Raw genomic sequence first — 21,753 nt, forward strand, 5'->3', positions numbered from 1 at the left:
GCAAAACCAGGAGCCCGATATACGCTCGGAAATACAATAAGTCCGATGAACTTCGCCCTACCAGGCAGGGCCGCTCGAAGCGGTTAGTTCATGATTGCCTTGATGGATGGATCATCCCGTCTCACGACGTCGCTCAGCCTGTTCGTGGCGATAGGCTATGCCCGCCATATGGCGCAAGGCTTCAAGCAAAGCCTCCTGCCAGCGCGGATCAACAAAGAGCGCCGGGGGCAGAGCCTTGCATGCCTGGTAGAGCGCCTGCAACAACGTCGAGTGTTCACTATGGCGGGAGAGCAGCGCGCTGCGCCCCACGGTATCGGCCAGCAGCGCGTCCAAATCCTGCGGCTGCAGCAGCAAAGACAGCAGAAACAGCAACCAGTCGGACTCATTGCCGTTGAAGGCGCAGACATGCTCATTGCCCATCAAGCGTCCGACAAACAATGTATCCGCGGAACGCAGCAACTTGAGCTGCCCTAGGCGCCCCAACAAGTAGCCAAACTCCAGCCTAGAGCAACTGGCGTCCTGCGAATCGATGTCGGCCAGCAGCGCGCCCTCAATGAAGTCAAGCACCAAGACCCGGCGTTGGTAACCGAAGCTGCTAATCCAGTCAGCATAGACCTCAACCTCCGCCGCCTCGCTCTGCAGGAACTGCCGGTAGCTAGCGCGCAGCAGGCCCGGACTCAGTTGCAAGGATTTGCCGAACAGTCTCGCCTTGAGCGCGCAGTTGATGCCGGCCTTCAAAGACTTGGGATCGGCCTGCTCCTCCACCTGCTGCAGCAGTGCCTGCAGGCGCTTGCGCACCACCTCGTCCAGCTGGCGCCGACGCAGGAGTTCGCGCAACACTAGCGCTAGATCGCTATCGTCCGGGAACAAGGCGCGCGCCTGGCGCAGCAATTCCTCGACGCGGATCCCCAATGCCTTGGCCACCTGTACAATCTGCTGCGCCTTCGGGTTTGCCTCTTCATCCAACACCCGCTCGAAACTATCGGCCAAATGCCCGAGCTTCTTGTCATAGTCGCGCCGATTGCGGAACTGCGTCAGCGCAGCCGCCATCTCGTCCGTGGACTGGAGGAAGCGCTGCATCTCGGCCGCAGGCGAGGCATCATCGGCGCGCTGCGCCTCAGCCTGGAACGCGTCGCTTTGCTTGACCACATCACGCTGAGCGTCGGCCCGGGCATGGTGCTTTGCCGAGCGCAGACCAATAGTCGGCAGTGGGCGGCTGCTAATTTCCACGCTTTACCTCTCGGTTCAGGTAGTCGCGCACCCATTGCTGCAGAGGATCATTGCCAATACCCGCCTCCTTAGCCAGATTGGCGGCCAAGTCGCTGGCGTCCGGCGTCAGCGGATCGTCAATCTCGCGAGGCTGGATCAGGAACACTCGCACGTAATTGCTCAGACTCTGGCTGCGGTAGCGGAACAGTCCGCCCACCACGGGAAGGCTGCCCAATAGCGGTATCTTGTTGTTCTGCTCGACATTGGCGTCGCGCGTGTAACCGCCGATCAGCAGGCTCTTGCCCTGCGGCACACGCGCCACGGTGCTGATCCGGGTACGCCCGACTTCCGGCAGCGAGTCCGGGGGATCGTTTTCATAGTTCGGCGTCTTTGTCTCGCGGCCATCCTCGATATTGAGCGACATCTCGATCTGCCCGTCTGCGGAGAAGCGCGGCAACACGCTGACCAAGGTGCCATAGGTGACGGACTGCAGGCTGGCGTTGCGCTCGCCCACCAGTTTGGCGTAGAAAGTACGGTTGTTGTCGAACAGCGCAGGCACATTCTCCTGCGTCAATACCACTGGGCGCGATACCACATTCGCTCTATCTTTCTGCTCCAGCGCCATCACCGAGGCGATAAAGCGGCTGCCATCCAGCGTACTGATGGAGCCGCTGTTGTTCAGCGATACGCCCAGCTTGTCGCCGACCGTGATGGCGCCGCTCCAGTTGACGCCCAGTTGGTCCAGATCCCCTTTGTCCAGGTCAATGATCCACAAGGACAGCTCAACATGACGCTTGGGCACATCCAGCGCAGCAGCCAACTTCTCGATGAAGCGTACCTGCTCTGTCGTGCCTTTGACCAGCAGACTGTTGGTATCCGGATAGGCGATGACCTTGATGTCGCCCGCGGCGACTTCCTGCCTCAAGGCCTCGGGCAGACTCAGGCCTCCGGCATACACTGGCGGCTTCGCCGCGCCGCTGCCGGGAAAGTCCGGCATCGGGGGAATATCGCCACGCCGCGCCGGGGCGGGAGCGGGCGCACCGCTAGCCGCGCTTTGCAAAGGCTTGTCTTCACCTTGCAATAGACGCTCGATCACCGTTGCCATGCCAGGTATGATGATTTTCTGGTCCCGCAGCTCGTAATTGCGATCACTGACGAAAGTGTTATTCAGTCGGATCACGCCAATCTTCTGCCGTCCCAAGTCCACGCCGTCGCTCTGCCTATCCATGAAGCTGGCCGCATTGACTACCAAGTCGACGAACACCGGCGGACCGGACACATAGAAAGTACCGCTGCGGCCATCCCCGCGCAAAAGGTAGCGACGGTCGTACAATCCCGAGCGCCGCAGAAAATCATTGAAGGTATTCAATGACACATTGCGCAAAGACACTACCGCATTGCGCATTTCACTCGCATCGTAAACATAGATGGCTTGCCCGTCGTGGTACCAAATCAGTCCAAGCTGTTGCGCCAGTTTGTCCAGCAACACCTGAGAATTACCCAGATCGAACTCTCCACTGATTTGCTTGCGCGCCGCCAACTTGCTGACAATGACTGGTTTTTTGAGCTGCGCTGCCAACGCGTCGAAAAAACCGCGCAGGCTCTCATTTTTAGCAATGTAGCCAGAGCCGGCTGGCCGCACTGGCTCCGCGGTGTAGCCGGTTGGGGGCGTTAGCAATGCAGTACACGAAAGAAGCCATGCACACAGAACTTTTCTCTTCATTTGATAGCCAATTGAATGATGTTGGATAAGCCGCGCGGCGACACGCCGAGCAGCTCCCGGATCTCGTTGGAAAAATGAGAAGACGAAGCGTAACCATGCTTGAGCGCTACCTGGGTCAAGCTCTCGCGCCCCTCAACCACGTCCAACAGCGAGCGCGCCATGCGCCAGTCGCGTAGCTCGGTCTTGGCCGCGCTCCCTAATGCCTGGCGGCATAGCCGACGGAAATGCGAGTACGAGACGCCATAGCGCTCTCCCAGATCCTGCAAAGTGCCGCAGCCGGCCGACTGCGCCAGCAGAAAACGGACCAACCAGTAGCTTTCACTGCGGCGCAGTCCGGCAAGGAACTCATTGAACGCAGGGGTTGGCATCAATGCCTGTGACAAGAACCAGTATTCGCAACGTTTGCGATCTTCGCATACCGATGGATCGCCCAGCGGCAGTGCCGCCCAAGCCCCCCCTCCGGTATCAACCTCCTCCAGACTCCGCGCCTCATCAAGAAAAGCGAGCAGTTTGCTCAGCACTTCCAGCTTGAGCGCGCGTAGCGTCAGTTGCCCCGCCAAGACCTGCACTTCGACACGGTCCAGCATCAGCAAGCCTTGCCAGCCGGCCGGCATCTCCCACGACGCTGGGATCCCATCAGACACCAGCGTCAGTACAGCTGGCCTGCCGATGATTTCATGCGCCAGCCATACCTCTTGGGCAGTTACAACACGCTTGCCGCCCTCGCCCAGGGTTTCCTGAAAATGCAAAACTTCGTGGTCTATCATCAGTCAACGCCCTACTTAACCCATACTCGGGTTCGCAGAGTGTCTATCAGCCGGCGAGGAGAATCCTGATGCAAATCTGATGGGTTACCAACAGGAGCAACCGGGGCAAAACAAAACGCCTTCAGTAAACCTGAAGGCGTTCGAAGTACAAGCCTTGCTTAGCGGCCAGTTGGATCACGAACCTCCAACCAATCATCCTCCCCTACACCGCTCTCCCCTCTCTCGGCATCAGTGAGGCAACGAATGGCGCCGCATCGCGAAAACGCTATATTGAACGGCCGGGGCATTGCCAACCTGCTTGACGCCATGCGACAAGCCGTTCCCGGTCTCAGCCTTCACCGCCTGCGCATCAGCGATGCTTTTATATGGCGCGACGCTTCGTTCCGCGCCCCCTGCCTGAGAAATGTTCATTCGCTCACAGCCCTCCCACTTTCATGAGTCAATGACAGCTCCTCCCAGCCAGCGAAGTCCTGCTTATCGATCTGCCATTGTGGGTACTGACGCTCCATGAGCGCTTCCAGCTCTTCAATGGCGGCCTCGAAACTGCCGTGTCCCGCGGCGAAAGCCTCCACAACGGCGAAGAACCTCGTGCCGTCCCACTGCTGCCTCTTGAGAAAGTAATTGGCCTCGCCCCGCACCGCGCTGTCTGGACGGGCCAACTGACGGCACAAGGCTTCCAGTGCCTGACGCTGCTCTTGACGCTTATCCAGCCATCGCGCCTCTTCGCCGACCGCCTTCAGATGCAAGTAATGCATCAACGGCGCGCTCAGACTATTGTCGCCCCAGCGTTCATACAGCACCGACGTGGCCGATGTGCCAATATCCAAGCCCAACTCCACAGACACCCCTGGCTGCACCGGCACCCCACCCGCCAAGCTCAATCCCACATCGCCGCCTGCGCTGACGCGAATCAGCTGCAGCCGATAGCCGGCAGCATCGGCGGGAAAATCCGCCTGCCGCTGGTATTGCGGCCGGTAGAAACGCAGCAACAACATCAGGCTGCCGCTCCCCTGCGCGCCCAACGAGGCCTGCAAGCCCGCCAACGCCGCCGGCACTTCGGCGGCAAGCCCGTGTGCTGCCAACTGAGCCGCGAGGGCATCGCGTACACGGTCCAGCGGCCAGCTTCCGCCTACACTACCGGTCAGGCTCACGCGCACATCCTTGTAATCGCCGGCACGTAAAGGGTTATGATGCAAACGTTCACGCTCAGTCAAAGAAGCACTAACCTGCAGACCGACCTCCCCCAGCGCTCCGCCAAGACTCAAGGCGAGGCTGCGGTCTCGGATCTGCAACTTGAGAAGGTCGCGAAAACTGGTCGCCTGCGCCAGCTTCCCCGCATCGTAGCGAATCGGTGGCGCGTACAACCTTGGCGCCAGCTCATCCAAGCGTTGATCCAGCACCCGCTTCTCGAACAGCATATCAACAGCTGCTTCGGCGGGTTCCCGCGCGGCGACTTCACGCACCAGCACCGCATGCGCCAACGCCATCTGGGCGAGAGCCTCCTCGCGGCTGCGTGCACGCCAGCTGGCCAACAGCGAGCGCTCCACGGCCGCGCCGCACGCTCTCCGGCCAATGCCGGCATCCACCTGCTGCGCCACCGCGCACAGGTGTTCAAACTCGGCCGCCAAACAATCGACTGCACGCGCCAGCGTCTTCAGGTCGACGCTCCTCAGGGCTTCCGCATCAGCAGCGCCGCTAAGCCGGGACAGCGGCCTCGTCTTGGCATCAGGCCCGAACAACACGCCGGCCATCTGCCCCAGGCCGGCCAAGCGTTGCTCTGCAATCTTCTTTTTCCGGGCAACGCCATGTTCCTGCCGTAGCGCCTGCCAGAAAGGAGTCAATACCGGGGCCTTGATGTCGATACGCTCCACCGCCACGCCCAGCCCCACACCGACACCGGCTGCTTCAGCCCGCACGCAGGCATCGCCACGGACACTGTCAACTATGCAAGGTGGCGCATAGTGCCGGGCAGGACCGGGCAGCGCCTCCGAGCGGTTGCGCTGCCCCAACCAACCCAATAGCACGCCTAAGCGTTGCTGTTGATCGGCAGCTTGCTGTTGCAGTCGCTGAAAGTGACTCAGCTCGTTTCCGTAGCCGGGACGGAATAAGCGGATCAATGCCCCCACCGCCGCGCGAGCGGCCGTGCCCAGCGTTTCGCGGCGGGAGCCTCGCGCCAATTGATCCGCATTGATTTGCACATATGCCGTCGCGCTGGCGAACTCTTCCGATTCGGTATGCTGCCAGCGTCCCTGCACCAGGCCGGACAGCGCAGCCACGCCTACGCCTCCTTTGCCTGTGGCCTGTGCCGATACGGCTTTGCTGCGATTGACGAACACGAAGCCTTCATCATCATTGTCCATACCCCAGGTCACGCCCAGACTCACCCCGAACGTGGCCTTGGTACCTGCGCCGGCCTCCCCCAACCCTAGGCCCACCCCCAACGACACGCCGGCGCGGCGCTCCTGGCTGCTCCCCGGCTGGTCGAAGCGCCTGAATTGCGGTAATAGCTGAGCTTCAGCCTCGGCCCTGGCCAGTTGCGCCCACGCCGCCTGACCCAGCAGGGCCAGACGCTGGCTCAACTCGGCAAACGGACCCTGCGGCAGCATCCGCGCCAGCGCCTCCATCTCCAATGACAGTCGGGCGCACTCCTTAATATCCAGTGCCGGCCGCGGCGCACCTTCAGCCAAAATCAGACGCAAGCGCTCGATCACCGACACGCTCTTGGGCGTTATCTCGGCGCGCTGCGGCAGCAAGCGCAGCGCGCGAACCCAACGCGGCAGCTTGGGACGCTCCGGCTCGGCCTGGCGGTATGCCTCGTCGCGCATACGCAGCAAAGTCTGATTGACGCCATCGCGCAGCAATTGGGTCTTGGCGTCAACAAGCGTAACCTCGGTACTTGGCGGCGACGACACAACCGCTTGACCATGTACAGCCTCCACCGCTCCAACCCACGAAGCGCGCACTTCGTACGGGGGCGCATCCAAGCGCCGACAGCCAAGGAGGCGCACTGCCTCGTTGTCTCTGCTTGTCAACGACTGCAACATAGGCTCCTCCTTGCTGCCACCACGGAAGTGTCTTTTACGAAAGCATGCGACCGGACTGTCTCGCGACAATCAGATTCCCGGCGACATCCAGTCCACTAGGCCCTGACATGCGACTCTTCATAACCGCACTTTGACGTATATCTTTCAGGGCCGCCGCCTCCTGCTCCGACAAGCACTCTTCACCCAGCGTCTCCAGATGACTCAGAAATTGCAGCCACCCCTGTTCGAGAAAATTAGCCAACTCTCCGGCCGCACTTCCTCGCGGCGCGGCAGCGCTAAGCATCGATGTCGTGTTACTGCAGCTTTTGAGAACCTCACCCAACGGAACTGCCGTTCGGTTCGACACGACGACAGATTGCCTGTCTAGCTGCTCGGTCCGAGCGGCCATAGCACTTAGCGGGTTTGGCAAAACCTTGATGGGCATCTCAAAAAACTCCTAGGCAACGATTGTAAGCCACGCAACTCAGTCATAAACAGTGGTGAGCAGGATCAGCGTAGCCCCGACAACCCACCAAAACTTGCATAAATTGTTCACCCCCCCGTGCAAAGCATTTACTTTCGCTCACAACAACCAACTTGGCCCCTCCTCCGCAACAATGCCTACCTCGAAGCTATCAAGTCGCACACGAAATGAATTTAATCAATAAAATCAAGTAGTAATATTAAAGCAATTGATCTAAAATGGTGTGCAAATCTTAAAACAAATTAATAAAAAAATATCCAGCTCGATCTCAACTGCATAAGAGTCGAAGCATGGGCGTTTTTTGCAAGTCGTTTACTTCAAGCAAAACTACCGTGCGTTCACTCTAATTGTTTAGCGTTTGATTACTAACGATAAGCACAGGGAGCAATCGAGCCATACCAAAGGGAATGGCCACATCAATGCCAAGCATTAAAAATGGCTAGATTTTATTTTTTTACAGAATTTAACTTTAAATTCTTAAAAAAATTGGCACAAAAAACCAAAAACCCAAGCAGCAGGCTATTTGCAATTGCACAACGCTCATACGAAGGAATAGAAAAAATGGCGTCAAGTCAAATTGGCTTAACGAATCGGCAGTTTGTTTTCGGCGACTTCGTCCTTCATCAGGATGGAACGCTGGTACACCGCAAACAACAGGTACACATCCCGCCAAAGGAACTGGCAGTACTCACGCTGCTGCTTGAGGCCGCAGGCGAGGTCGTCAGCAAGGACACTCTGCTTGACAAGGCATGGCCCGATGGCGACGTCAACGAAGAGTCGCTAACACGCTGTATATACGCTCTGCGCCGCTTACTAATGGAAAGCAAAAACTACCGCTACATCGACACGGTTTATGGCAAAGGCTACCGCTTCTGCCGTCCCGTCGCGACGGTCTCGCGTCCCACCCCCCAAGCGGCACAATGCTCAATTGCTATCTTGCCTTTTCGCACGCACTCACAGCTGGACGCGGTCAACCTGCACCATGCCTTGGTGCAGTGTCTCTCCTCGTACTCGCCATTCGGGCTGATCGTGCTACCTGCCACCATCACGCAGAACTGCCGCGATGTTGCCGATATCGTAGCGATGATTGACCAGCTTCGGCCTGACTACTATCTCGCCGGCCAGACGCTTCCACACGGCGATGGCTGGAAGCTGCGTGTTGAACTTGTGCGTGCTGATGGCCATCATCTGGTGCATCACGAAAGCATAGAACTAAGCCCTGAACAACCTGTCCCACTGCTGCAAAACCGGCTCGCCAGCCTGCTGTCACAGCGAATTCCCGGACTGCGCTGGCATCAGGACCAACTGAGCGAGCTGGGCTCGCTTGATTCGGCCATCATCTACCTGAACGGCCGCCACGAACTTCAGCGGCACACGCCATCCAGCTTGCGTCAAGCACTGGTACTTCTGCGCCAGTGCGTCGGCGCCAGTCCCTGTCACGCTCTTCCCTACTGCAGCCTGGCAGAGTGCTACCTCACTCTGGCCCATCTTGGCTTATTCGATCAAAAACGTGCACTAACACAGGCGCAGCACGCTGTCGACAAGGCTATAGAGCTTGATCCCGGCCACCCACAGGCCATGGGGCTTCTGGCTCTGCTCAGCAGCATGCGGGCCCAGTATGCCGTAGCGGAGGCACTATTCAAGCAGGCCTGGCTGCTAACGCCGGACTCCGTAGACCTCCATTATTATCATGCTTGGCATCTGTTCCTATCCGATAGATTAACTCAGGCCCAGCAGGCTCTGGACATCTGCCTGGAACGCGACCCCTCCCGCATCGCAGCTAGCATCCTCAAACTATGGCTAACCTATTTCGAAGGGCGCATGGACGATGCCATTGATCTAGGCAAACGCCAATTGTGCCAGTACGGCCAAGACCATCCCATCCTGCAAAGCGTACTGGCTCTGCTACTGGCTCTGAAGGGACAACATAACCAGGCTGACGCCTTAGTGCAGGCGGTGCGAGCAAGCGGCGAAGAGGCCGGACTGATCGCCATCAATAATTGCTACGTCGACTACTGCCGGCGCGGTGAATCTGCTCTGCCCACGGTACGAGCCTTCCTGACCAATATGGATAGTCGCCAGATCAGAGCCGGATTGCTACCGCTGATGCTAGCCGTGCACGGAATGGAATCCACGCTGGAGTACTGGCGCCAACTGGAAGAGGAAGGGTATGTATGGAGTCGCGCTTGGCGACATGACCCGCGGCTGAGTCAGCTCGCCCCCAAGCTCATGCGCCTACAAGCAGAGGCCGCATGAAGTACATCCCCCTAATCTTGCTTCTATACACGGGAACGGTACGTGCAGACTGCTGGGATCGTGCCGGTAGCATGTTCAATATCGATCCCGCACTGCTATATGCCATCGCGGAACAGGAATCCTCGCTGAACCCTGCAGCCATCGGTCGTAACCGCGATGGCTCTCACGACCTAGGACTGATGCAGATCAATAGCCGCCATCTACCGCGGCTGCAAAAGCTGGGCATCAGTCAGCCCAAATTGTTACAGGACACCTGCCTGTCCGTCATAGTTGGTGCCTCCATCCTCTCCGACATGATGAAGCGCTATGGCTATACTTGGGAAGCGGTAGGGGCCTATAACGCCGGCACCGCTCCCAACCGCTACGAACTGCGCATGCGCTACGCTCGCCTTGTCTGGAAACGCTACCAAAGGTTGATCGGTGCCGCCGATAGTTGACCTTCTAGGCCATGCCTGCCTCTGGCTGAACCAATTTTGCAAGTCCCGCACCCTCACTCCGGCCTAGACTCGCCTTCGTACGATCCGAGCGAAATCGACTTCGGACCTAACTGACGCAGGAAGCCTACGATGAGAATCCATGCACCGCTGCAGATTGCCGCAACACGCAGCGTATCTCGCACACCACCGGACTCCCCATCCCCACGCCACACCCCTCTCGCAAAACGACTGCAGCTTGCCGCACCTCGGCAGATGCAACTAAGCCCTCCCCCTGTCTCAACGAGGCTCGGCAGTGGCATTGCAGCTAAAATCGCTGCAATCAACGCCTTTACCCAACCCGCCGTCCGGCAAGCAGGCGACAACACTCCAGGCAAACTACAGCGCGTCAACCAAGTCGACGGTTTTGCCACGGCCGCCGCGCGGCCAGATGTGAAAAAGCTCAAGCTCGAGGCGTTCCAGCATATCGCTAACTGCCTTGCCAGCGGTCCGCCCGCCGCCAAACCACGTACGGCGGCTGCACCCCTCCAGCCCCAAACGCCTCCTCCCTCTCCTCTGCCATCGACATCACCGGCGCTGACGGCCATGCCGTCAGCGCCTTCGGTTCCAGGCATGGTACCGCCGCCACCTCCACCTCCTCCGCCCACGCTGCTCGCGCCGCAGGCGCCTATCCTGGTGGTCAGGCCGCGCGCCACAGTTGTCCCGGCCAGCGCGGAAGAAATCGAGGCCCAACGCGCCCAGCAGACTCCCAAACGCAACTCCCCCAAAACTCCGCAGCCATTACACGCCGACTTGCTACAGGAACTGCAAAAGCGTTTGCCTCCACGTCTGGAATAACCATCAACAACGACAACTCCTGGCGCGGCATACCCGGCCGCGTCACCCGCTCCTGACCGTGATCTTCAGCTTGAAGGGGATGACCTGCCACGCCACTGCCATTCTGATCCGCCAAAGATCGCCCTCCCCCAAGTGGTAGATACTCAGCCCGGATACAGCCTGAAAATGGATTAGCGGCTGCAATGCACTTTTCCGTCACATTGAAATTCATGGTCCATGACCATCCCCTAACCTCCACCGAGAATTCATCGTTTTTCCATCAGGAAGCTTCCGCAGCAAGACCGTACAGTACACCGGTCACCGCTACGCGTACTTAGATACACAGAATATGGTCGCCGAAGACACCACCCACTCCCTAGACAGCCGGATTATCGTCCGGCTGCTCAACAGCCCCTTGCGCGGCTGTGAATTCCTGTTGCCAACGGGCCGTACACTTTTTTTGGTCGGCCCTGGTACTACTCTGGCCGACCCGGGACAATTGCCGGAACTCCCTGAGGACACCCTGCACGTGCCCCTTGAACAAGGTGGCATCAACTTCGAGCTGCTGATCGATGCCGCCGACCTGGAACACATTGTCCTGCGCGAGCTCGCCGATGCAGGCCCCAGCGAACGACCCGTCCCATTCAATCAGCCGGTACACATTGGCGCGCTGACGCTGGCCCTCCGCCCAGAACACCTGTCCTGGTCAACAGAGGTACTGACTTATCCCGAAGTATCTCAGCCCGCGGTCAGCAAACCCGCGCGGCGACACCCTGTCGCGGCGGTCGCCCTGGCCACGCTGGCTCTGGTGCTGCTTGTCGGCAGCGGCTACTGGTTATGGAATAGCCCGCAACGGCAGGCTGCCGAGCTGAATACCCTGCTCGGCCGGGATAGCCAGCGCTTCCAAGTATTGCCCGGACACAATGGCGTGTTTTATGTGGCTGCCGCCAACGAGCGCGACGGCGCTTGGGCGCGTCAGGTCATCATGCGCGGCGACTATACCCGCCCGACACAAGTCGTCTATCCAGCGCAAGAAAACGAACGCATCGGACGTTGGCTAAGTGACCACTACCCCAGTCTCGCCTACTACCGGCTGCAGATGGAGAACCCACGCCGCCCACAGCTGTGGATCAGCCGCCAGCGCGCGCCCTTGAGTGACGCTGCGCGCCAACAACTGGGACAAAGCCTAGCAACCATCATGCCTTATGCGGATAAGGTAGACGTGGTGGCACTGGATGACGTCACCGCCGCGCAACAGGCCGAAGCCGGACTATTGCGCCAGGCGCTGCCCTACACGCGAGACAATCGCGCCGACAGCGTTACCTTCGTGATCCAGGGCGCGCTGGACGACGGCGAGCTATTGCGCGCGCGCCGCTTCGTCGACGACTACTACCGACAATGGGGCGGACGCTATGTGCAGTTCGCCATCGAATTGAAGGACGACTGGCTCAAGGGCCGCTCCTTCCGCTACGGCGACCAGGGCTACGTCAAGATGGCGCCCGGTCACTGGTATTTCCCCAAACCCCTGTAAGACGAAAAAGGATCCACCATGGCTTGGAACGGCTACCTAGACAAAATTTCCAGCGACTTCGATACCGGTGTCGAAAACCTGCAACAGCAGGTCGACGATGCATTGGCGGCATTGGCAGCAAAACCCTCCGATCCGCAACTGCTGGCGGCTTATCAAAGCAAGCTGTCGGAATACAATCTGTACCGCAACGCGCAGTCCAACACCGTCAAGGTGTTCAAGGACATCGACGCGGCCATCATCCAGAACTTCCGCTAACCATCGCCGCGCCGCGCCTTGTCGTGGCCGGCATAGGAGTTTGACATGGCAACATTCGCCGCCCAGCCGGTGGAGGCGCTGGTCAGCCGCATCCGCGACCTCCCCGCCCAGGAAAACGATATCGTGTCGCTGGACGACAGGCTGATCCAGGCCTTCTCCCGCTCCGCCGTCAGCAGCGGCATCGAGAAAGATTCGATCCTGCAACGTCTGGAACAGCCTGAGGCCGTCACCAACCCGGCTGAGTTGTTCGAACTGCAGCTGCGCACTTCCAACTACAACCTGGAAGTGTCCATGATCAGCACGCTGACCCGCAAAGCCGTGGGTGCCGTAGAAAGCCTATTGCGGTCATGATGCGCCGTCGCCTTTACGCCGTGCCGCTATTGCTGTTTCTGGCAGCCTGCCAGAAACAGGATCTGCTCAAAGGGCTGGACCAACAACAAGCCAACGAAGTCATCGCCGTGCTGCAACGCCACAATATAGAGGCGGAAAAAAACGATCGCGGCAAGACAGGTTACAGCGTCAACGTGGCGCCAGCGGACTTTGCGGCCGCCGTCGACTGGTTGAAGACCTACGACCTGCCGTCGCGCCCACGCATGGAAGTGGCGCAGATGTTCCCAGCCGACTCGCTGGTTTCATCGCCGCGCGCGGAGAAAGCGCGATTGTATTCCGCCATAGAACAGCGACTGGAGCAATCGCTGCAGACCATGAATGGCATATTGTCTGCGCGCGTGCATATCAGCTACGACTTGGACGCCGAGGAGGGTGGCCGAGCCGCCCGCCCCGTTCACCTGTCCGCGCTGGCCGTTTACGACCGCGATACAGAGCCAGAGCAGAAGGTCAACGACATCAAGCGCTTCCTGAAGAACAGCTTCGCAGAGGTAGAGTACGACAATATTTCCGTTGTGCTGTCGCGCCGTGGCGAGGCGCAGCAGCAGGCGCCCAGCGCCCCCGCCTCGGAGCGCGGCAACGGAATGGTCTGGCTGATCGTTGGCGTGCTCCTGCTAGGCATATTGGGCGTCGCAGGCTGGTTGTGGCAACGTCGCACTAGCGAAGTAACCGCGCCTGCCGAGCCGGCAAGGAGCGAGGATGGCTAAGTCTATTCACTCGTCCACCCTGCAACGAGTGCTGTTCGACCCACTGGCCTATCTGCACCCTCGCCGCCTATTGCTCCCTGTCGACCTGACAGAACAAGCGGCGGCGCGCTCCGCCGTCAATAGTCTGCTCATCTCCGTCTTCCAGATGAGACATGACTGCGACGACGCGCAGCTGGATCCGCTGGCTCGGCAATGGCTTCGCCACTGGCACCGGCTACCGCAAACGGCCTACCTGATCGGTTGCCATGCCCTTCGCGCCGACCTGGCATGGCGCGCGGGACAGTTGACCCTACCAGAGTGGGCACTTACTTTCACGACCATCGCCCTGCCGACCGAGGCGGCGTCACGTCAAAATATACCCGGCCACGACGCCATTCTGCGCGCTGGCTATGGCCGGCTACAGCCCTGGCGCGCGCGCCTGCCGGTTCCGCTGGCGCAACGGCTGCCGCTGCTTTTTCCCCCGCACGTGGACAGTGTAGCGTCACAGCAGGGCGCCGATCCCTTGATCCTGACTCTAGCCTTACAACATGCCCAGAGACATACCCATCCCATCCCAGCAGACGCCCATTGACGGTGTGCTGTTTAGCCGACGCGCGCTGCAAAGCTCAGCCCGAGACCAAAGGCTGCAACAAGAGGCACGCAGACATGCCCAGCGCATTCTGCGCGACGCCGAGCGGCACGCCGATATCCTGCGCCAGCACGCTTATCAAGAAGGATATGAGCAAGGTTTGCTATCAGCCCTGCAGCAAATCGCCACTTATCTGTCCGCCTATCAGACGATGGCCTGGAGCTGGCGCGAACGGCTGAACCAACACGCACGCGCGATGTTGTCCTGCGCCGTCGACCACCCAGACACGCTCCTATTGCTATTAGACGAATGGCTGCACGATCTGGAACAGGGGGATGCAACCTTGCACCTGACGCTACCGCAAGCTAGCCGAGCTCATCAGCATCGACTGATGGAGCTCTTGGCCGAGCATTGGAGCGGCCCCATCCAGCTGGACTACCATGCCGACCCTCGCTGCATCATGCGCTGCGGCGATCAGTTGGCTGAATTCGCGCCTGAGCTGTATGTGGAACCAGCCAGCCGCCAGTTGCAACAATGCCTGGATGCAATGCCGCAGGATTGCCGCCAGATCTCGGCGCAAGCGTTGCGCGAACTGATCTCGCAATGGGAAGCGCAGGCTAACGATACTATAGACAGGAGTTCGGAATGATCCCGACCATTGCATCCCTCCCTCCCTTTTCCCTTGCATCAACGGGCAACGGCGATGTCGTACCGCTGGCACAGCGCCTAGCATCTGCCCAACCTCTCCAGGCTACTTCAAACCAGCCCGGGCAGGACTTCGATAGCGATCCTCTTGCCCGTGCGTTCCTTGACGCCCTACGCACGCTGCCACCAACCGACGATCTGCGCGCCTACGCGAACGCGGTCAGTCAACTCATGCGTGAATTTGTAAACCCGGAGACGGACGAGCCGGCATTCATTACCCTAGAACAGCAGAGCGACATCTTGCAACGCGCCATGGCGCAACTGGAAACAGACGACCCATTGAGCAAACCCCTGCAGGCCACATTGATAGGCACCAGCAATCTGCAAACGGAAATGACAAAATGGATGCAGAACATCTGCATGTCAGACGGTAACCTGGAAGAATTCGAAGAGTGGTAAGTCCTAGGGAAGGTCTGAACAACCTGCAGCACAAACAGAAATGCCATTTCTCGCGGGGGCTTCGGTTGCATTAGACCCACCAATTTCAGATCGCCCGCCATCAGGATGACTGGATGCTTCCGGTCATCCATCCCTTCCCCCCCCCCGCCAGCAAGGCCTTTCGCACCAGCCAGATATTAGTCAGCCCAAACAGCGTCATCAGTTGTGCGGTGTTCTTCTTCAAGCAGCGGTAGCGTGTTTTCAAGTAGCCAAACTGCTGCTTGATGACCCGAAACGAATGCTCCACTTTGGCCCGAATCTTGGCTTTGACCGTTTCGACCAGCTGGATCTGCCGGTCATCGGCTGAGTCGGTCAGCGCTTTGTGCTGGCCGGGCCTCATGGCAATCCTCCAGCGCACCGCCCGCGATTGGTGTTCGGCTTGCTTGTGCACGCTAGTCAAGCCGGCGTCGCCAAACACATCGACTTCCTCGCCGTGCAGCAACTGATCGACCATCGTGACATCCGCCACATTGGCGGCGGTGCCAGCCACGTGATGCACCAGGCCGGACTGGGCATCGACGCCGATATGGACCTTCATTCCGAAGTACCACTGATTGCCCTTCCTGGTTTGATGCATGTCCGGATCGCGCTCGCCCTGGGCGTTCTTGGTGGAGCTGGGCGCGTGGATCAGGGTGGCATCGACGATGGTGCCTTGCTTCAACATCAGCCCTTTGTCGCAGAGATGCTAGTCGATGGCGGCAAACAGGGCGTGGGTCAGTTGGTGCTTTTCCAGCAGATGGCGGAAGTTCAGCAGGGTGGTTTCGTCCGGGATGGTATCCAGGGAGAGGCCGGCGAACTGGCGCATGGAGGCGATCTCGTACAGGCTTTCCTCCATGGCCGGATCGGACAGGCTGTACCACTGCTGCAGGCAGTAGACACGCAGCATGGCAGGCAGCGGGTAGGGTCGGCGACCGTTGCCTGGCTTGGGATAAACCGGAGCGATGACCGCTTCGAGCTGCGCCCAAGACATGACCTGATCCATCTCGGCTAGAAAGATTTCACATCGAGTGCGATTCTTCTTGGCGACGAGTTCGAGATCGGTGAAGGTAATCTGCTGTCGCATGGCGGCATCCTGGATCTGGCTGACGAAATGTCAGTTTACGGGAAGGTTGGGGACTTGTTCAGACCTTCCCTAGCTGACCGCACTGTTAAAGTACGGCCACATCCCTCTCTTCCGATACAGATTTTTTTACTTGCCACCTTCGTCCTTGCACGGATGCTCACTTCGATAGGCAATCGCGCTATACGTCAATCAATCTGCTACCAGTCAGGAATATAGCCCCACACCATACGGCGCGGGGCTGGCTCATTAGAAACAATGGGCTCTGCCGCCCCCCCCCCCAGACCGGACGAGTTTCTCATTTTCCCAAAGGAATTTACGCCACAGCCACAGAGACCTTGGCTCTTGAAACCGCCAAGCAGGAATCCGTCTAGACTGTCTCTTGCATGTTCTATTGCCTATACTAATAATCAGTGTTAATTATTCATAACTGCCTATCGGAATAGTTGAGATTCCGATTCACATTATAACGGTAAATTTTATACATTGACATATGAAAAATGGATTGGATATTGCCATGACGCACCCCAGCTTAGCTGCCAGCATAATTTTCATCTTAATTAGATCAATCGATTCATGTGCATCTCCAGCGCCACTGAACCTTTACTATTACGATAGACCGCCATTCCATTTCATAGCATCCGATGGGAGTGTTTCTGGCTCTGTTGCCACTATCACAGAAAAAATTTTAAATCAGGCTAATGTTTCATATATTTGGAAGCAAGCGCCAGCACTAAGAATTTTGAGTATCCTGAGGCAAGACCATGATTATAGTTGCTCGCCTGGATGGTATAAAACATCAGAAAGGGAAAAATTTTATAATTTCTCTTTGCCAATCTATGTAGGCAAGCCACTGGTTGCGGTAACTAGAGCAGATTTCAAGGCCCCGGAAACAATTACAGCAGCCAATCTATTTTCCCTCCCCGGAATTAACATTGTATACAAAAAGGGCATGGTAATAGGTGATTATCTAAGTGACATTATATCTAGAGTTCCAACTGATCAAGTTCATATTGTCACACTCGAAGAAGTTGGAAAACTGAAGATGATTCAAGCTGGGCATTTTGACTTAACACTCTTAACCGAAGAAGAGGCGGACTATTTCAAAAACAATTTAACCATATTTTTCAATCTAAAGATAATAAAAATGCCTGATGTTCCTGGTGGTGACAAGCGCTTTATACTCTGTAGCAAAGCAGTGCCAGCTGCGACAATGGAGAAAATAAATGCGACGATCAAGCGTCTTAAACTTCCTTGAAGCCAGTCAGTGAGCCGCCAAAAGTCAGTCTCACGTGGCTCTATTAAGGTATAGATGCTCCCTCCTTGATCCGGCAGTCCGGTGATATAGTAAGCAGCTCTGTTACACAAATCCGGCAGTGCCGCAGCTTAGCAAGTGCCCCAAGCACAGATAGCTATAGATTTCCGATAATAATTATTTAGCCTTGTTCAATTTTAATTTTTCAATGGCAGCATTAATTTTCATCATAAAACTTACATCAACTCTTTTATTGCAAATAATAAATCTCTCATCTCCGGATGGCACATCTGGCAAAGTCAATATCTTGATGTTTTTTAACATCTCAGGCTGTTCTCGAAAGGCCTCTACTTCTTCTGTGGTCAATATTGAAAAATCAGATCGTCCCGCCTGAATCATTTTAACAAGGCCGACTTGCTCGGTGGTAACCGATTGAATCTGACTTATCGGAACTTTCTCAAGCAACTTGTTCATATAGTCACCAATTGTAAAGCCTTTTTTTATTAAAATATGCACACCCGGGATAGAAAACAGTTGTTTCGCTGTAATATTTTCCGCCACAGAAAAGTTAATCCTGGCTATAGCAACCAAAGGCTTGTTCCGATAAATTGGCAGAGTAAAATTGGCGTACTCTTCTCTTTCTTTTGTCTTATACCAGCCAGTGGAGCAGTTTAAACCTTCGTCATTCTTTATAATATTAAGGACTCTATAAGCAGGCACCAGCTTCCAAACGTGGGATATATTTGCCTCCGCCAAAATACTATCAGTTATTTTTACAATAAATCCATCGGGACGGCCATTAGAATTAATAAAATGAAATGGCGGCCTATCATAATAATAGAATATAAGAGGCAACTGAGGCACCTGCTCTTCAGCAGACGCCATTAAAATAAAAAAACATGCAAACACCATTAACAATAAATATATTTTCCTCATGCCGGCTGCCAAATTAAAACAGTTAACAAAGGCCATCGATGCATACCCATCATATTAAAAATTACATTTACCAAATCAACATTCCGGTTGAAACACCCTAGTTATTAAAATAATCAACAGGTATCGCCCGTGCCGTTAGCTAAACCACATCAACACCAAGACGTTTTCAGCGAATCTTTGCGCCTATTACTTCATTCAATCTTTGAATGATGTCAGCTGGAACTTTCTTACTGCAAATGATATATCTCTTTTCTACCGCAGGAACATCTGGAAAATTTAATATCTGAAAATCATTCATTGTAAAGCCAGCTTGTTTTGTATAGTACGCAACCTCTTCCTGAGTAGTAATAATAAGATCTGCTCGTTTAGCAAAAATCATTTTAACTAGATTGGGCACATCTACAGCTGCAGATATTACTTGATCTCGTGGCATTTTTGCGATTAAAGCATCCATATAAGCCCCCTGGGAAAAATTTTGCTTAACAAGCAATTTTATGCTGGGACTGGACAAAAGCTCCTTTGCTGATATACCAGGCTTGAAGTTAAAGTCAGAGCGAGCCAACCCCACTAAAGGCTTATCCTTATAAATTGGAAGTGAGAATCGTGCATACTCTTCTCTTTCCGGCGTTTTATACCATCCCGGCGTACATATTTCCTCATTATTACGCTTAATATTCTCAAGGACTCGATTGGCAGGGACAAGCACCCATTCGATTGAAATATCAATTGACTTGAAGGCAAGCTCAGTGGGAGTAACAACTAGACCAGTTACGGTCCCATCTGATAATGTGTAGTGAAAAGGATAACGCTCATAGTACTGAATGTTCAGTAATTGCGCTCCGAAATTTGGATGAGAGAAGACGCACAGCCAGATGAATAACAAGGACATAACTCTCATTTAATCACCTCGCCAACCTAAGCTAGATCTACATGAGAATATAGTCAGTTTTGTTACAAAACTCCAAAACAGGATGATCGATTCCGCCAAGCAGCAGCAGGTCGGCCTCGACGAGACGATCAAGGCCATGGATGGCGATACCGAGTACCGGCTGTACCGGGCCGGGTGACAGCCCCCCCATATGGGGGGCCTTTGCTTGACAAATGGAGCCCCGCAAGAGGAATAAGGAAATTTTGGCCGCTCCTGTCTTCTTGGAAAGCCACTAACTGAAGGTCTGGCGGATCAACATCTGCACGCAAAAGACTGCATGCGCGACATCGCCAGCCAGACCCACTACAACAGCGGCGGCGCCTATTTGCCAGCGGCCACAAACAAGCTTCCTGATTGAATACGTCGAAAGCAACACTGATGTGGTAGCAGCTATGACCGTCCCATCAGCGTTGGTGCCTTCAGCCCCCACAACCCCATCGTCATTAAAACTGGAAGGCAGGCCTTATTAGGCCCCTCAGGATTTGACTAGACCAGACAGGCCCTGCGCCTGATCCCACACTTCGCGGTTTCCCACACGCGCCTGATACGATAGGTTCAACGCCGGCAACTCCTTCATCACCTTGTTGCCTGACGCCCCCGTGTTATACGCCTGCACCTCGCCATTACCGCCGTAGAGTAGTATTTGTTGGAGCAGTTGCTGCTCATCGGACTCCAGACGCGCCCCTGGCGCTGCCAAGCCGCCTCCCTGGTGCAAAGCCACCGCTTCGCGCTTCAACTCCGCGTCAAGCATGCCAGTGCGATCCTTGCCGCTCTTGCAGTTCCAGCACGGCACGGCGCCGATCTCATACGCCAACAAGGCGGCGCGCTGCGCTGCTTTGTACGGCTCTCCTCCATCGTGGCGATGCGCCTTGGCTGCCCAGATTGCCTTTAGCTGCCGACTCAGCCACCATACACGGTTGGCATTGTCCGGCTTGGGCTCACGCGCGAGATAGGCGCCCACCCAGCCTTGCGGCTCGGCCTCCACGCGAAGGTCAGTTCCAAGCAACTGCTGCAGCGCCGCCGCGTTGTAGGCATCCGCTTGCGCGTGGCCAAGCTGAAATTTGAGTGCCAGCTCGTTGACGCCAAAGTTAAACGCCGCCACCTCCAGCAGGATGCGAACGGTGCGCGGCTGGCCAGTGGCATCCATCAAGGTCAGCTCCAGCGGCCGTTCCGAACTCAGCGCGTTCCAGGCAGCGACCTGATCATCCAGCATGTCTTTTTCATTCCAGAATCCGCCGGTCACCAAAGAGGTGGACACCAGCTGCAGCGGTACAACCTCTCCCGTCAAAGCGTTGTCCAGCAGCTCAGGCCGAGCAAACAAGGCAGCGGCAACCACCTCGCACGCCCGGTTCTGCGCTCCCTCCCGGCGTGCGATGGAACCCTTCTCCAGCGCGTAGGGAGACAAAATCGCGTGTCGCACGCCCTTGAACAGCGTTTCCCCACTCTGCGCCTTAATCTCCGATGTCCACAGATTGGCGGCATGAGCGGTCTCGCGCGTGGACTCGCAGCACACGCCCTGCCCGCGATACGGAATGGGGAAGATATCCGTATCGCCCAACTTCATTTGCGCAGCCGGCACCATGGTGCAATCGTAACGCTGCCCCCGGTAATCAAAGTGAGTCGACACCGTATTCCACGGACGGGCGTTAAGCACCTGCTGGCTGGCCTCGCGGTATGCTATCTTTGCCTCACGCTGCGCATCCTTGGCTAACATGCCAGCCCGGACCAATCGAGAGGAAATCAGAGCCAACAAATCCTGCTGCAAGCGTTTCGCCCTTTTGAGCTCCTCCCGCGTCGCGGGCCGGTCTTGCTTGAAACGCGACGCTTCCAATTGCTGGGCAAGCTGCCGCAGCTCGGTCGGATCCTCACCCAGACTCCTAAGCGCCTGCGCCGCCGCCTCAATTCGGTTCTGCTGCAAAATGAACAAGGCATGCACAGAACGAGTAGACGGCGAGGCCGGCTGTTGCAATTGCGATAGTAGCGCCATCTCCTCCCCTTCCAAACGCGAGATCCGGAGAGGGATGTCGGCCTGGCGCGTAGCAATGATGGATGCTCCCAAACGACCAGCGCCAACCGGGTGCGCCGAATCACCATGCAAGCGGAACAATTGACGCGCAAAACCAATGACACCAAGTAAGCTCATGACATTTCTCCATTAGTCACACGCTTGCTCCATTGCAAAACGTGCATGGATGCCAATTTTTGCATTATCTGTGATTGCCAAATATCAAAAAAAGCCCATCGTCGCTGCGGAAGCTTGATATCCCGTCA

General features: G+C 56.6%; 17 protein-coding genes and 1 pseudogene. 10 read left to right on the plus strand and 8 right to left on the minus strand.

The features are described 5' to 3' along the window. Window positions 1-111: 111 nt before the first annotated feature. The 4 genes from C2134_RS00685 to C2134_RS00705 form a co-directional block, all read right to left on the minus strand. Window positions 112-1,230 (minus strand): YopN/LcrE/InvE/MxiC type III secretion system gatekeeper, encoded by a 1,119-nt coding sequence (locus C2134_RS00685; RefSeq protein ID WP_304529162.1) that lies wholly within the window; start codon window positions 1,228-1,230, stop codon window positions 112-114. Beyond that, window positions 1,220-2,932, minus strand: a complete 1,713-nt coding sequence (sctC, locus tag C2134_RS00690; protein WP_103316687.1) for a type III secretion system outer membrane ring subunit SctC — start codon at window positions 2,930-2,932, stop codon at window positions 1,220-1,222. Before sctC ends, C2134_RS00685 begins: the two co-directional genes overlap by 11 nt. Then, window positions 2,929-3,699, minus strand: coding sequence for an AraC family transcriptional regulator InvF (gene invF / locus C2134_RS00695; protein ID WP_103316688.1), 771 nt, complete (start codon window positions 3,697-3,699; stop codon window positions 2,929-2,931). The genes sctC and invF overlap by 4 nt, the downstream gene beginning before the upstream one ends. A 407-nt stretch (window positions 3,700-4,106) precedes the next feature. After that, window positions 4,107-6,743, minus strand: a complete 2,637-nt coding sequence (locus C2134_RS00705; RefSeq protein ID WP_103316692.1) for a hypothetical protein — start codon at window positions 6,741-6,743, stop codon at window positions 4,107-4,109. A gap of 898 nt (window positions 6,744-7,641) precedes the next feature. Here C2134_RS00705 and C2134_RS00715 point away from each other — a divergent pair. The 9 genes from C2134_RS00715 to C2134_RS00755 all read left to right on the plus strand — a co-directional run bounded on the left by C2134_RS00715 (window position 7,642) and on the right by C2134_RS00755 (window position 15,264). Then, complete coding sequence (locus tag C2134_RS00715) at window positions 7,642-9,462, plus strand: HilA/EilA family virulence transcriptional regulator (protein WP_233196325.1); 1,821 nt, start codon at window positions 7,642-7,644, stop codon at window positions 9,460-9,462. Further along, window positions 9,459-9,899, plus strand: a complete 441-nt coding sequence (iagB, locus tag C2134_RS00720; RefSeq protein ID WP_103316697.1) for a type III secretion system invasion protein IagB — start codon at window positions 9,459-9,461, stop codon at window positions 9,897-9,899. The genes C2134_RS00715 and iagB overlap by 4 nt, the downstream gene beginning before the upstream one ends. Window positions 9,900-11,061: 1,162 nt before the next feature. Next, window positions 11,062-12,243, plus strand: coding sequence for a PrgH/EprH family type III secretion inner membrane ring protein (locus C2134_RS00725; RefSeq protein WP_103316698.1), 1,182 nt, complete (start codon window positions 11,062-11,064; stop codon window positions 12,241-12,243). An 18-nt stretch (window positions 12,244-12,261) separates the two neighbouring features. Continuing rightward, on the plus strand, window positions 12,262-12,498 hold the full coding sequence (locus C2134_RS00730) for a type III secretion system needle complex protein (protein WP_103316700.1): 237 nt from the start codon (window positions 12,262-12,264) through the stop codon (window positions 12,496-12,498). Window positions 12,499-12,543: 45 nt separating this feature from the next. Continuing rightward, window positions 12,544-12,849, plus strand: a complete 306-nt coding sequence (gene sctI, locus C2134_RS00735; RefSeq protein ID WP_103316701.1) for a type III secretion system inner rod subunit SctI — start codon at window positions 12,544-12,546, stop codon at window positions 12,847-12,849. Continuing rightward, the gene (locus C2134_RS00740) at window positions 12,846-13,592 is read left to right on the plus strand and encodes an EscJ/YscJ/HrcJ family type III secretion inner membrane ring protein (RefSeq protein WP_103316703.1); all 747 of its coding nucleotides are present in this window, start codon (window positions 12,846-12,848) and stop codon (window positions 13,590-13,592) included. The genes sctI and C2134_RS00740 overlap by 4 nt, the downstream gene beginning before the upstream one ends. Then, window positions 13,585-14,163 (plus strand): type III secretion apparatus protein OrgA/MxiK, encoded by a 579-nt coding sequence (locus C2134_RS00745; protein ID WP_103316705.1) that lies wholly within the window; start codon window positions 13,585-13,587, stop codon window positions 14,161-14,163. Before C2134_RS00740 ends, C2134_RS00745 begins: the two co-directional genes overlap by 8 nt. Continuing rightward, window positions 14,120-14,809, plus strand: a complete 690-nt coding sequence (locus C2134_RS00750; RefSeq protein WP_199154774.1) for a hypothetical protein — start codon at window positions 14,120-14,122, stop codon at window positions 14,807-14,809. The genes C2134_RS00745 and C2134_RS00750 overlap by 44 nt, the downstream gene beginning before the upstream one ends. Beyond that, a complete protein-coding gene (locus C2134_RS00755) occupies window positions 14,806-15,264 on the plus strand; it encodes a hypothetical protein (RefSeq protein ID WP_103316706.1) in 459 nt (152 codons plus the stop codon). Before C2134_RS00750 ends, C2134_RS00755 begins: the two co-directional genes overlap by 4 nt. A gap of 100 nt (window positions 15,265-15,364) precedes the next feature. Here C2134_RS00755 and C2134_RS00760 read toward each other — a convergent pair. Then, window positions 15,365-16,366: pseudogene (locus C2134_RS00760) on the minus strand (IS5 family transposase). Between the two features lie 514 nt (window positions 16,367-16,880). On the opposite strand from C2134_RS00760, the gene C2134_RS00765 reads away from it, so the two are divergent. Further along, a complete protein-coding gene (locus C2134_RS00765; protein ID WP_158248656.1) occupies window positions 16,881-17,621 on the plus strand; it encodes a substrate-binding periplasmic protein in 741 nt (246 codons plus the stop codon). A gap of 174 nt (window positions 17,622-17,795) precedes the next feature. Here C2134_RS00765 and C2134_RS00770 read toward each other — a convergent pair whose 3' ends face one another. From C2134_RS00770 to C2134_RS00780, 3 genes are all read right to left on the minus strand, one after another. Beyond that, window positions 17,796-18,590, minus strand: coding sequence for a substrate-binding periplasmic protein (locus C2134_RS00770; protein ID WP_103316710.1), 795 nt, complete (start codon window positions 18,588-18,590; stop codon window positions 17,796-17,798). Window positions 18,591-18,720: 130 nt separating this feature from the next. After that, entirely contained in the window at window positions 18,721-19,452 is a 732-nt protein-coding gene (locus C2134_RS00775; RefSeq protein WP_103316711.1) for a transporter substrate-binding domain-containing protein, read from the minus strand. A gap of 505 nt (window positions 19,453-19,957) precedes the next feature. Further along, entirely contained in the window at window positions 19,958-21,625 is a 1,668-nt protein-coding gene (locus tag C2134_RS00780) for a type III secretion system effector inositol phosphate phosphatase (protein WP_103316713.1), read from the minus strand. Window positions 21,626-21,753: the final 128 nt, after the last annotated feature.

The sequence above is a fragment of the Chromobacterium sinusclupearum genome (assembly GCF_002902845.1).
Lineage (GTDB): Bacteria > Pseudomonadota > Gammaproteobacteria > Burkholderiales > Chromobacteriaceae > Chromobacterium > Chromobacterium sinusclupearum.